Raw genomic sequence first — 13,132 nt, 5'->3', positions numbered from 1 at the left:
TCAAAAATAAAAAAAACCTCCGACTTAGCAGAGGTTTAGTTGTATTTTATTGATGCGGATTAGTTTACACCGTGCATCATTTTCTTTAAGATTGGCGAAATTAAAGCCAGAATAACGGAAGCAATACCACAAAGCACCACGAATACCATGAAGAATTCGAATAAGTTGTGGATCTCAAATCCGGCAAAAGTAGGGTTTGCTATAGGCAACTGAGCCTTTTCAAATGCCGCCGCCTGATCAGCCGTTAAAGTCACTTTTTTATCTAAAACATCCTGAAGATTTACTCCGATTTCCTGTGCTTTAGAGAATTTATCACCTGTTGCAGGGATCAATGCTCCTAATGAACCTGCCAATGCATAACCAGCGGCATTAGAAATAAAGAATACACCATACAATAATGAAGCGAATCTTTTTGGAGCTAATTTTCCTACCAATGACAATCCGATCGGTGATAAACAAAGCTCACCACAAGTCTGGATGAAATATAATAACATCAACCATTTGATGGCCAATAATCCCGAGTTTCCAAGATCTTTTACGTTGTGTGCAATGATGAAATAACTTAAAGCAATTAAAGCCAAACCAATCGCCTGCTTCATTGGAGAAACCGGCTCTTTGCCTTTTGCTCTTAATTTATCCCAGCATAAACTGAAAGGAACTGCCAATAATACAACGAAGATCCCGTTGAAAATCTGAACCATTGAAGGCGGCATATTCCATCCGAAGATGTTTCTGTCAGTCTGGTTATCTGCGATGAAGGTAAGTGAAGAACCTGCCTGTTCGAAAGCTGCCCAGAAGAAAATAATAAAGAATGATACGATATAAATTACCCAGATTCTTTGTTTTTCTACTTTATTTTCAGCAGAGCTCATAATAAGGAATGCTAAGGAAATACCGGCTGCATAAATGAAAGGATAAATAATTCCTTTGATTAACTGCCCCATTTCCACAGAATTGAATCCGAATTCTCCTACCAATAAATATCTGAAAGCGAAAAATAAAATAACGAATAGAACTCCTGTAATTCCCAAAGCTTTTCCTGAGAATTTAGCAGTCTGCGTTTCTCCTTCTTCGAAATCTGCACTGGTATTATGTTTTGGTAATCCACCGATAGGTCTTCCTTCCGGCGTTACTACATATTTGTTTTTAAGGATAAAGAACGTGATTGTTCCGATAACCATAGCAAGTGAAGCGGCTAAGAATCCCCATTTGAAGGCGAAAATATCTCTCACTCCCGTTGCAGCATCTTTTACGTCTCCTACGTATGGACAAATAAACTGTCCTAAAAATGCCCCGATATTGATTCCCATATAGAAAATCGTGAAAGCGGAGTCTAGTTTTGATTTTTCCTGTTTTGGATAAAGGCTTCCCACCATGGAAGAAATGTTTGGCTTGAAAAATCCGTTACCGAAAATAATAATGAATAAAGCCAGCCACATGATCATTTTTGCACTTCCTAAATCTGCAGAGAATGTTGATGCACTGATGAACAGCAAAAACTGCCCGATAGCCATCAGCGATCCACCGATTAAGATGGCATTTCTGTTTCCGATGTATTTATCGGCGATGAAACCTCCCAAAAGTGGAGTAAGATAACATAAAGCTAAAAATCCACCATAGATGATTGCTGCATCAGCTTCTTTTATTAATAAGGAATTTACCATGAAGAGCGTCAAAAGTGCTCTCATTCCATAAAAGTTGAAACGCTCCCACATTTCTGTTCCGAACAGAACCCATAATCCTTTTGGATGCCTGGAATTCTTATTCTCTACAAATTCATCCGGTTTCGGACTTAATGCTTCAGTATTATCCATTTTTATTGTTAATTTTTGTTAAGACTAGCAAATATAGTTTTTTTTGTGTTTTCGGCAAGGTTTTAATTTTATATTTAAATAAAAAAGCTGCAGAATAACTCTACAGCCTGATTTTCTTTATTATAAATAAGGATTAATGTCCTTTTTCTTTCATGATTTTGTTTAATCTTTTTAACATAGAAAGTCCTAAAAGTGTAGCAAATATCAGTAAAGCGAAGTTTACTAGGAAATAATTCATTTTATTGTCGTAGCTGTACCATGTGCTTGCCAAAATTCCTGAAAGCTTGTTCCCGACTGAGTTTGCAAGGAAAAATCCACCCATCATCAAAGCGGTAATTCTCGCAGGAGAAAGCTTGGAAACGAATGAAAGCCCCATCGGAGAAAGGCATAATTCGCCGACTGTTATGACTCCGTAGCTTGCAACCAGCCACCAAGGTGAAACTTTTACAGCTCCGTTATCTCCGGCCCAAACGGCGAGAACCATCACCAAACAGGATAATCCCGAAATGAATAATCCCAAAACAATTTTCGTTGGCGTCAAAGGCTCTTTTCCTTTTCTCCTTAAAAGTGCCCAGAATCCTACGACAATCGGCGTTAAAGCAATTACCCAAAACGGATTGATCGATTGGAACAATTCTGTATTGTATAAATACACCTTTTTATCAGGATTTTTTTCTAAATCTGCTCTTTGTTCGGGCGAAATATTCCTGAAATAAATATCTTTTCCTGTTTCTTTAATAGTTTTTCCATCCTTGTCTTTTTGAGACTGATACTGGTCGTCGTAGACAGAAACTTCTTTGTCTTCATAGCCTTTTCCGTCCACCATATAGATTCCTTCCAAAGGCTTTTCTAAAGCTGCAGGAACGCTTCTATCGGTATAATAATTGGCCCATCTCGTCAAAGCTGTCCCGTTTTGTTTGAAAACTGCCCAGAAAAACATACTGATTAAGAAAACCGATAACAAAGCTCCGATGGAAGATTTTTCTTCCGGTTTTGCCTTAAAATAAAGGGAAGCATAAAAATAAATAACAGGAACGCAGGCAAAAATAAAGGCATCAGTATTGTCACTTCCAAAGATATTTTCGGGAATTACCCAGCCAATTGCTCCTGCGATAATTGCCGGTAAGAAAACTTTAACCAAAATTTCAGAAAGCTTCGTATCACCTTCCTGTACAGGCTTCATTTGAGCCGCATGGATATAATGTTTTCTTCCGATGGTAAAAATGATTAAACCGATCAGCATTCCGACTCCGGCAGTGATGAAGGCTTCACCCCAACCGAATTTATTTCTCATAAATGCCGCAATAATGTTACAAATAAACGCTCCAATATTGATTCCCATGTAAAAAATATTGTACCCGGAATCTTTATTGGCTTTATAAGGTTCCTCGGAGTATAGATTTCCTAAAAGTGTAGAAATTGTTGGTTTAAAGAAACCGTTTCCGATGATAATCAATGCTAAAGAAGAGTAGAACAACGTCAGATCCTTGAAAACTCCCATCCCGATGTATCCGGCTGCCATTAAAACTCCTCCCAAATAAATGGATTTGATATATCCTAACACTCTGTCTGCCAGGAATCCACCGATAAATGGCGTCAAATAAGTCAAAGCGATATAAGTTCCGAAAATGTCGTCTGCTGTTTTGTCGGGAAGTCCGAGACCACCTTTTAAACCAGTTGGTTCAATTACATACAAAACAAAAATTCCGAGAATCAGGTAGTACCCGAAACGCTCCCACATTTCCGTAAAGAAGAGGAAAGGCAATCCCTTAGGATGTTTAGTCTTCATAGTTGATAAATTTCAAATTTCACAAATATAGAATTTTAAAAATAATAATCGAATTTTATTAACTTTGGATAAAATAAAGGTGAGGAAATGGAAATTACATTAAAAGATTTAGAAAACAATATCAGAACACTTCCCGAAAATTTTTACGAAGAAGTGAATGATTTTATTGATTTTTTGAAGACAAAATACACTAGAGCAAATGCTGAAGATTGGTCAGGAATTTTATCTGAACCTCAGAGAGAATCAATTAAAAAAGGAATTGATGATATAGAAAATGAAAAAACTCTGAGTCATGAATCTGCCCAAAAGAAAATCAAGGATTATATTGCTTCAAAGAAATAATGATGGAAATTATTTGGTCTGAAGAAACTTTAAAAAACTATTTAAAGGTAATTGATTATTTGTTTGAAAACTGGACAAAAGAAGTTGAAAGATTTGAAAATCATTTTAATAAATTGACTGATAATCTAAAAAATCATGTTACAATTTGTCCGAAATCAAAAATTCTTAATTTAAGAAAATGTATTATTGATGAAAACAATTCATTAATCTATCAGGAAATAAATGATAAAATTTTTCTTGTCACCATTATTGATAACCGAAGTTTTCATTTTTACTAATAAAAAAGTCGTTGTTAATTAACAACGACTTTTTAAATATATAAATTAAAGATTCTCCAAAATAAAATCAGTCATTTTCTGATACAGCTGCGGTCTTGTCTGTCCACCAAAAATCCCGTGATTTTTGTCAGGATACGCCATGAAATCAAATTGTTTTTTGTTTTGAATCAAAGCTTCCGAGAATTCCATAGAATTTTGAAAATGTACGTTGTCATCGGCTGTTCCGTGAATCATTAAGAATTTCCCTTTTAATAAATTAGCATATTTAGTAGGAGAGTTTTTGTCGTATCCATCAGGGTTTTCCTGAGGTGTTCTCATGAATCTTTCGGTGTAAACCGTGTCATAATATCTCCAGTTGGTAACCGGTGCTACAGCGATTCCGGCTTTGAAAACGTCGGCTCCTTTTGTCATAGCCAAGCTGGTCATATAACCTCCAAAACTCCATCCGAACATTCCGATTCTTGTTTTGTCGATGTATGATTGATTTCCGAACCATTTTGCTGCTGCAATCTGATCTTCAATCTCATATTTCCCTAAATTCATGTAAGTTACTTTCTTGAATTTAGCCCCTTTATAACCCGTTCCACGTCCGTCAACACAAGCTACGATATATCCTTTCTGAACCAAATGATTAAACCATAGGGTATTACCATTATCCCAAGAATTAGCAACCTGTTGAGATCCCGGCCCGGAATATTGGAACATGAATAATGGATATTTCTTGTTTTTATCGAAGTTTTTCGGCTTCATTACCCATGCATTCATCTGGTCTCCGGCTTCATTCGGAATGGTAATGAATTCTTTTTCAACGAAATTATCAGCTTTTAATTTTTGAAGCTGGTCGTTGTTATTTTGAAGTTCTTTTACCACTTTTCCGTTTCCGTCTTTTAAAATATACGTGTAAGGTTTTGCAGCGGTAGAAGATGTTTCAATGAAATAATTATAGTTTTTGCTGAAGTTTGCAGAATTATTTCCTTCTCCGTTTGAGATCAGCTGGGCTTTTCCGTTTTCAATATTGATTTTAGAAACAACCTTGTTGATGCTTCCTTTTTCTGTTGTCTGAACGTAAATTTCCTTTGATTTTGGATTAAATCCATAATAATCAGTTACTTCCCAATCGCCTTTTGTTACCTGTTTTTTCAGTTTCCCGTCTTTGTCGTACCAATATAAATGGCGGTGTCCGTCTCTTTCAGAACCCCAAAGGAAAGAATTATCTTCTAAAAATTCAAGGGTAGGGCTGTCGGTATCGATCCATTTTTCATCCGTTTCGGTGAAGAGTTTTTTTACTTCTCCTGTTTTTGTATTCACTTTTAAAACATCAGACGCATTTTGCACTCTCTCGGAAGTTATTAAAACAATTTCGTCAGGTTTTGCAGTCTGTACAACGTTTGGAATATAGTAATTTTTAAAATTTTCTAAATTAACTTTCGTCTTTTTCCCATCGTTTAGTTGATAAATATGTGCAGAAACGACAGAGTTTTTCTCCCCTGCTTTCGGGTATTTGTAACGCATTTCTTTTGGATAAAGCGATTTCCCGTAGATCGGAATATAAATTTCCGGAACTTCTGTTTCGTCTAATTTTACGAAAACGATCGCATCCGAATTTTTTGTCCATTCATACAATCTTGCATGTCCGAATTCTTCTTCATACACCCAGTCTGCAAGTCCGTTTAATATTTTATTTTTAACGCCATGCTCAGTTATTTGTGTAATTTTTCCTGAGTTTAAGTCTTGATAGTATAAATTATTCTCAGAAATGAAAGCGACTTTCGTAGCATCCGGAGAGAATCTTGGCTCCTGAACGTTTTTTCCGTCATTAAGGCTGATTACTTTTCCCGATTTTAAATCCTTAACATCAAATTTCCCCAAGAAAGAATGTCTGTAAATCGGCTCACTTTCCTTTAATAAAAGGATCTTTGACTCATCATCAGAAAACTCATAGCTTTCAAATTGTCCGTCAACAATGTTTCCTTCTTTTTGTGAAGTTTTGTAAGAATATTTTGCAATTCCTGTAGGTTCAATAACTAGATAATTTTCACCGTTTTTCATGGAAGTGATTCCGGCAATGCCTTTTCCACGGTAATATCCTGAATAAATTTTATCTAAAGTGATCTCCTGTGCTGAAAAACTTTGAAATGCTGCAGCAACTGTAAGCGTTAATATGAATTTTTTCATTACTAAATTTAAAAGATCTCAAATATAATAATTTTATAAATGCTAAAAAAAGCTTTTTAAAACGAGACTTTTGGCAAAAGAATTGAATACTATAACGGGTAATCAAATCAAATAATAATTATGGAAACGAATGCATTCAACCAGAAGCTGAACCGTTATGTTTTAAACGATCAGATAGTTTACACAGGTTTTTCAAGCTTTAAAGAAGCCGAAGAATGTGCGCAGAAAAAAGGTGGAACTTTGGTGGAAGTAGGCTTTAAGGATGGTAATGATAACCCGGAGATCTGCGATGAAGCTCATTTGCTTGAAAAAAAACTTCATTATTGTGTAGATGCGGGCGACGAATATAAGTTTATCCATTCATCTGACCCGGGATTCCGAAAATATGCAGATGAGCTGCAGAAAATAAAAGCAAGACAACAGCAATCTCCGCCGGATGAAAGATATCTGGCCAACTTTGAAATAGAAAATGCAGAAGACCCGATTATCGTGATTAAAAATGATCATTTTGAATCGGTAACTTCCAGAGAGCGTTCAAAATATTTGAAGCATGCTAAAGTATATGAAATTGGGGTTTCCCTTTTAAAATCTTAAAAATTTTTTATCATGAGCAATACAAAATATTCAGAAAAAGCTCAGGACAAAGTAGGAAAAGTAATGCACGAGTTCAAGGAAGGAAAACTAAAATCTTCTTCCGGAAAGAAAGTGACAAGCAGAAAACAGGCAGTAGCCATCGGTATTTCTGAAGCGAGAGAAAAAGGTTTGAAAGTGCCTAAAGAGAAAAAGAAAAAAGATTGATCAAAAAAACACGGCTTGAAATTTTCAAGCCGTGTTTTTGTTATTTTTAAATAATAATTTAATTTTTTTTGAACCATTAAGATGGTATTTAAGAAGTTAAGTGCAATTAAGATAATCATTCTGATTACAAATTTAAGCGTAGCAAGCTTAATAATCCTTAATAACTTAATTTCCTTAAATGGTTAAAAGATATTGGGTTTCTTAGCTTCCCTTGTCAAACTTATCCTTCGTAATTATAAAGCACCTTATAATATTCATCAGCCATTCTATCACTGTTGAACTGGTCTTTCACATCATTCATCGAGTTATACTGAATCTTTCTCCATTGATCCGGATTGTCATAATACGTCGGAAGGATTTCATTTTCAAGAATTTCGTATAATTTATTTAAATCATAGTTATCCTGTTCGTAGATACTCATATTGTTGTAATCTGCTTTTGGAACAACGAAAGAATTTTCTCCGTGTTTTGCAAACTCAGGGATCCATCCGTCGTCTGTGGAAAGATTTACAGAACTGTTCATAGCCGCAGTCATTCCTGAAGTTCCTGAAGCTTCTCTCGGAACTCTCGGATTATTAAGCCAAAGATCAGAACCTTGCTTTAATGATTTGCTTAAAGAAAGTTCGTATCCTGTAAGAACCGCCATATTTTTATGATTTTTGCTTTCCTCAACCAACGAATTGAAGGTAGAAATTGCAGAATAATCCATCGGATAAGGCTTTCCGGCCCAAATAATCTGCACCGGATATTTAGGATGATTTAATAATTTATAAAATCTGTCTTTATCGTGTAAAAGGAGGTCAGCGCGCTTGTAGCCGGCAAATCTTCTTGCCCAGACAATAGTGAAAACATTAGGATTGAATAAATTTCCCGTCTGGTCTGCAACAATTTCGAAAAGTCTTTTCTTCAAATGCTTTTTGCGATAATCGAATAAGGTACTGTTGTGCTCGTCTTTGGCGTTGTACAAAGGCTTGTCCGACCAATATTTGAATTCCTGGGCGTTGGTAATGGATTTTATTTCACAAATTCCAGGATATTTGCTCCACATCGCTCTGGAAACAACACCATGAAGCTGAGAAACTCCGTTGGCTACTTTTGCCATTTTCAAAGCACAAAGAGAGTGGTTGAAACGGTCGTCATCAGAACCTTCGATATTTTTTACATATTCCATGCTGAACCCTGAAAAATAGGACATGTCGTAACATAGTCTTAAATTATGTTTTTCATTTCCGGCTTCCTCAGGCGTATGCGTCGTGAAATATAATTTTTCTTTAACTTTCTTTACATCTCCATTGTATTTTTTCAGCAAATGAAAGGCTGCAGGAAGTCCGTGAGCTTCATTTAAATGGTAAACATCTCTTTCAATGTTCATCTCGTCTAATAATCTCGCGCCGCCTTTTCCAAGAAGGATATATTGAGCCAGTTTTGTTGATTCGTTGGCATCGTACAATTTATGGCAAATTGTTTTTGAAACATGATCATTTTCAGGAACATCGGTAGAAAGGAAAAACATCGGAGCGGTGTTGAAAATCTCAGGATCAAGATACCAAACCTTCACCCAAACCGGAGCGCTGTGAATTTCAATCTGGAATTTTATACCTGTATCTTCAAGGAAACTGTACATTTTTCTCGTCCATGTCGGCTGCAAGGTTTGATCATGATTTCTCGCCTGGTCATAGTAACCAAACTTCCACAGGATGCCGATTCCTATAAGATCCTGTTTAAGGTTGTAAGCGCTTCTCATATGGGATCCTGCCAAAAATCCAAGACCTCCGGAATATATTTTTAAGACCTGTTCAATGGCAAATTCCATCGAAAAATAGGCTACTTTTTTAGAATATTGTGGATTGATGCTGAAGGGTATTTTAAAATTTTTAAAATCCATGAATCGCAATTTTATTTGTGAAGGGGCAAAGGTATTAATTATGAAAATAAACTTTATATTAATTATGTGATAAATTATTTTAAAAGTATACATTGAATAGTTTTTTTACTTAACTTTAAGCTATAAATTTTTGATAATCAAAAACTTTGTGGCGTGAGATCTCGGTTTCACGGTAATTTGGAAACACCAAAAACGGGAGATATGAAAAAGGCATTTTCTGACGAAGATCTGATCAAGAATCTCAGTTTATACTATCTGAATCGACATTTGAAAAAAAAGCCGATAGAGAAGTATCACCGTAAAATAGACGAATCTTCGCTTCACGATCGTGAAAAGTATAAGAAGAAATCTGAAATTTTACTGCTGAATTCTTTTATGCACCATTTTCCCGAAGTACAGTTTGAAAACCTTACCTGCGAAAGTCCCGACTTTATCGCAAAATTCAACGACAAAAAGATCGGTATTGAATTGACAGAAGTGATCAATCACCTTGAAATGAAGAAGGTTGAAAGCAACTTAAATAAAATATTCCGTCAGGCAGAAATATTGTTAGAACAAGAAGACACTACGAAATATCGTGGTGTTTATTTTTTAGAATTTCACACCAATATTAAGCTGGATACATTGGAAAGCCATGAAGAAATTATTTTAAATATTTATAAAAGCATTAAAAGAGGAAAACCTTTCGGATGTGTTAAAAGTTTACGAAAATCTGTCCATCGTAGAAATGTTTTCATCACCTATGAATACAATATGAATCTGTTTGATGAGCTTTGTTCAGAGAAAATTTTAGAGCTTATCGAAAAGAAAAACGAAAAATTTCCTTACTACGACAATACGGTTGATGAATGCTGGCTGGTTATTGTTTCAGATATGAATTCTCTGGCGTCGCGCTATACATTTATCCAGGATAAGGAACATTTGCAGCAGGTAAAAAGTCCTTTTCATAAGATTTTCCATCTCGAAAACCTCTGCGGAAATATTACGAGTATCAAGTAATTATTGATAAAAATTCATTATTTTTCAATTTTTGATGAATTATTTTTCAGAAATACATTGCTATTGATGTAAAATGTTTTATATTTGATATACACTGTTTTACATCATTTAAATAATAATTAAATTGAAAAAACATATGAAGAAAAATTTACTGTTTTTTTACTTATTGGTTTCACAATTATTTTTTTCACAGGCAGATTGTTCTTCTGCACTTCAGGTTTGTGGAAATTCGAATATTACCTATTCCCCGACAGGAATTGGTGCTGTAAATGAGAATTTGGGAGGATGTCTGACGACGGGCGAGCATAATTCGATATGGTACAGAATCACTATAGCTACCGGAGGGACACTCACTTTTGATCTGGTTCCTACCGATCCGAATGCCGATTACGACTGGGCGATTTACGGCCCGAATGTTTCCTGCGGAAGCTTAGGATCACCGATACGCTGTAATGCTGCAACCGTTCTCGGAATCGGAGCAAATACCGGACTGAATATGACAAGTACGCTTTTAACCGCGGCGGGTGGTTCTCTTACTCCTTATTGTAAATATATGGATGTTCTCGCTGGCCAGACCTATTATTTGTACATAGACAACTGGGTAGGAGCGGGAAGCAACACAATGGCGCCGTTTTCTTTAACGTGGGGCGGTACTGCAACATTGGCTTCACCGTTCACAGATCCTACTATACAGACGCAGCCGTTTGTTCCGCCGGGAGTTCCTGCGGCAAATCCTGCAGATCCGAGAGAAGTGATTATTTGCGAAAATCCTATGGTTTTTAATTTCAATTCTTTATCAGCGGGTATTATCAACGGGAATTCGAATTTCCTGATCAGTTATCACACTTCTTCCAATGATGCGCTTTCAGGGGCGAATCCGATATTGACACCTCAGACTATCAGTACAACTGCGACCTATTATTACAGTATTCATTATGTAGATCCTGCGAATCCTAATAATCCGATCAATTCTTGCCGGCAGGTAGGTCTGTTTAAATTTAAACAAGGAACTATTACAGGAACTAATGTCAGTCTTTATAGTTGTAATAATAACAATACCGGAGTAGCAACATATGATCTTACATCGGCGGCAGTATTTTCTGATCCTACGGCGATAAAAAAATATTATAATTCTATTGCTGATCTTAATGCTGGTATTAATGAAATTACTACGCCTACAGCTTTTGTATCTGCAGAAGGAACAGTTTATGTGAAAATCATTTCTCAATACGGATGTACGGCCACCGCAGAAATTTCACTGAAATTCTATCCGGTAGTTGTGGTAACGGAAGCGACTTTAAGGTCATGTTTTATTGAATCAAAACCGTCAACAGCTTTATTTAATTTAACGATTGCCCCGGTAACAACACAAAGCGGGACTAAAAAATACTATCCGTCGCTGGCAGATGCCGAAAATGGAACGAATGAAATTCTAAATCCTACAGCTTACATAGCTCCGAATGGCGTAATTTTCATAAAAGTGATCAACGGAAACGGATGTTACGGTATCGCTAAAGTTACTTTAATTGTGCTTCCTCCGACTTATTCTACTGTGTTGGAAGACAAAATTATTTGTATAGAAGATACAACAACTTTAGATGCAGGTCCGGGATTCACAGGGTATTTATGGAGTACGGGTGCTACGACTCAGACCATCAATAATGTGGCTGTCGGAACCTATTGGGTAGATCTGAAAACGGGAGAATGTGTTACAAGACAAATTGTAAAAGTTTATCCTTCCAAGCAGCCTGTAATTTCAGTAATTGATATTGCCAACAATACGGTAACGGTAAATGTAACGGGTGGAACACCACCATACAAATACTCTATGGATGCAGTCAACTGGCTGGATTCTAATGTGTTCAATAATGTTCCTCGCGGTGATAATCATATTTTTGTGAAAGATGCTTACGACTGCGAGCCTATTGATGTTGTGATTGTCGTACCAAACTTGGTTAATGTCATCACGCCAAACGGAGACGGAATCAATGATGTGATCGATTATTCGGCATTGGGCAACAAACAAAATCTGGTATTCAATATTTTTGACCGGTACGGAACGAAAATTTTCCAGGCCGACAAAAGTAATAATTACAAATGGGACGGAATGGTCGCCGGCAAAAAGATTCCTACAGGAACATACTGGTACTCCGTAACATGGAACGAACATGATAAAAAGAATACATTATTCAAATATTCCGGATGGGTCATGGTGAAAAACAGAGATTAAGCTTTAAAATAAATTATAAAAAACCGTCGTGCTTGTGGCGGTTTTTGTTTTTCATGAGTTCATGTCATTGTGAGCAAAGCGAAGCAATCTCAATTTTTGTTTTATCATTAAATAAATTATTTGGTCATAACACTCCTCGCGATGACGTACAACTTCCATGAAATTTTTTTAACTTAGATCATCAAATTAAAATTATGAAAGATCTATTCATAAAACGCTTTGAATACTACAAAAATCTTGGCGACAAATCATTTGAACAACTTTCGGACGAACAGATTTTCTGGCAGTATAATGAAGAAAGCAATTCCATTGCAGTTATTGTAAAACATATTGCGGGAAATATGCTTTCGAGATGGACCAATTTTTTGACGGAAGACGGCGAAAAATCCTGGAGAAACCGTGACGAAGAATTTGTCAATACCTTTAAAAACAAACAGGAAGTACTGGAGTACTGGGAACAAGGCTGGAAATGTTTTTTCAATGCCCTGGATCAGCTTAATGATGAAAATTTATCTTCAACGATCTACATCAGAGGAGAGGCGCATTCGGTGATTGATGCGGTTTTCCGGCAACTGGCACATTATCCTTATCATATTGGGCAGATTGTTTTCATCGCAAAAATGATTAAAAATGAAGATTGGGAAACATTATCCATCGCAAGAAACAAATCACAGGAGTTTAATTCTGCAATGAAAAACAAGTTTTCAGGAAGGGATATTCATCCAAATTCTTCGCCTGTCTGCTACCAGAATAGTCCTGAAGTACGGGATGAATTTAAGCAATAGATTGAATCAATTTAGAATTCATATTAAAATTACTATC

11 protein-coding genes are annotated in these 13,132 nt (G+C 36.1%); 7 read left to right on the top strand and 4 right to left on the bottom strand.

What is annotated here, in order from left to right:
• Positions 1-59 precede the first annotated feature (59 nt).
• Both BMX24_RS19535 and BMX24_RS19530 read right to left on the bottom strand, forming a co-directional pair.
• Positions 60-1,814, bottom strand: coding sequence for a peptide MFS transporter (locus BMX24_RS19535; protein ID WP_089795868.1), 1,755 nt, complete (start codon positions 1,812-1,814; stop codon positions 60-62).
• A gap of 133 nt (positions 1,815-1,947) precedes the next feature.
• Complete coding sequence (locus tag BMX24_RS19530) at positions 1,948-3,603, bottom strand: peptide MFS transporter (RefSeq protein ID WP_089795866.1); 1,656 nt, start codon at positions 3,601-3,603, stop codon at positions 1,948-1,950.
• 87 nt (positions 3,604-3,690) lie between these two features.
• Here BMX24_RS19530 and BMX24_RS19525 point away from each other — a divergent pair, with 87 nt between their 5' ends.
• Positions 3,691-3,945, top strand: a complete 255-nt coding sequence (locus tag BMX24_RS19525; RefSeq protein WP_089795864.1) for a DUF2281 domain-containing protein — start codon at positions 3,691-3,693, stop codon at positions 3,943-3,945.
• Positions 3,945-4,223 (top strand): type II toxin-antitoxin system RelE/ParE family toxin, encoded by a 279-nt coding sequence (locus tag BMX24_RS19520; RefSeq protein WP_089795862.1) that lies wholly within the window; start codon positions 3,945-3,947, stop codon positions 4,221-4,223. The genes BMX24_RS19525 and BMX24_RS19520 overlap by 1 nt, the downstream gene beginning before the upstream one ends.
• 45 nt (positions 4,224-4,268) lie before the next feature.
• On the opposite strand, the gene BMX24_RS19515 is transcribed toward BMX24_RS19520, so the two are convergent.
• Positions 4,269-6,398: a S9 family peptidase gene (locus BMX24_RS19515; protein WP_089795860.1), complete on the bottom strand. Its 2,130-nt coding sequence runs from the start codon at positions 6,396-6,398 to the stop codon at positions 4,269-4,271.
• Between the two features lie 120 nt (positions 6,399-6,518).
• Here BMX24_RS19515 and BMX24_RS19510 point away from each other — a divergent pair, with 120 nt between their 5' ends.
• Together BMX24_RS19510 and BMX24_RS19505 are read left to right on the top strand one after the other, a co-directional pair.
• The gene (locus BMX24_RS19510; protein WP_089795858.1) at positions 6,519-6,992 is read left to right on the top strand and encodes a hypothetical protein; all 474 of its coding nucleotides are present in this window, start codon (positions 6,519-6,521) and stop codon (positions 6,990-6,992) included.
• 12 nt (positions 6,993-7,004) lie between these two features.
• Entirely contained in the window at positions 7,005-7,196 is a 192-nt protein-coding gene (locus BMX24_RS19505) for a DUF6496 domain-containing protein (protein ID WP_089795856.1), read from the top strand.
• A gap of 220 nt (positions 7,197-7,416) precedes the next feature.
• Here BMX24_RS19505 and glgP read toward each other — a convergent pair whose 3' ends face one another.
• Positions 7,417-9,081, bottom strand: coding sequence for an alpha-glucan family phosphorylase (gene glgP / locus BMX24_RS19500; RefSeq protein ID WP_089795854.1), 1,665 nt, complete (start codon positions 9,079-9,081; stop codon positions 7,417-7,419).
• 201 nt (positions 9,082-9,282) lie between these two features.
• Between glgP and BMX24_RS19495 the strand changes: the two genes are divergently transcribed.
• The 3 genes from BMX24_RS19495 to BMX24_RS19485 all read left to right on the top strand — a co-directional run bounded on the left by BMX24_RS19495 (position 9,283) and on the right by BMX24_RS19485 (position 13,095).
• The gene (locus BMX24_RS19495; RefSeq protein WP_089796073.1) at positions 9,283-10,080 is read left to right on the top strand and encodes a hypothetical protein; all 798 of its coding nucleotides are present in this window, start codon (positions 9,283-9,285) and stop codon (positions 10,078-10,080) included.
• A gap of 136 nt (positions 10,081-10,216) precedes the next feature.
• Positions 10,217-12,310, top strand: coding sequence for a T9SS type B sorting domain-containing protein (locus tag BMX24_RS19490; RefSeq protein WP_089795851.1), 2,094 nt, complete (start codon positions 10,217-10,219; stop codon positions 12,308-12,310).
• A 194-nt stretch (positions 12,311-12,504) separates the two neighbouring features.
• Positions 12,505-13,095, top strand: coding sequence for a DUF1572 domain-containing protein (locus BMX24_RS19485; RefSeq protein ID WP_089795849.1), 591 nt, complete (start codon positions 12,505-12,507; stop codon positions 13,093-13,095).
• Positions 13,096-13,132 lie beyond the last annotated feature (37 nt).

The sequence above is a fragment of the Chryseobacterium wanjuense genome, assembly GCF_900111495.1.
In the GTDB taxonomy this organism is placed as follows: domain Bacteria; phylum Bacteroidota; class Bacteroidia; order Flavobacteriales; family Weeksellaceae; genus Chryseobacterium; species Chryseobacterium wanjuense.
This window is presented reverse-complemented; position numbering and strand designations above follow the sequence as displayed.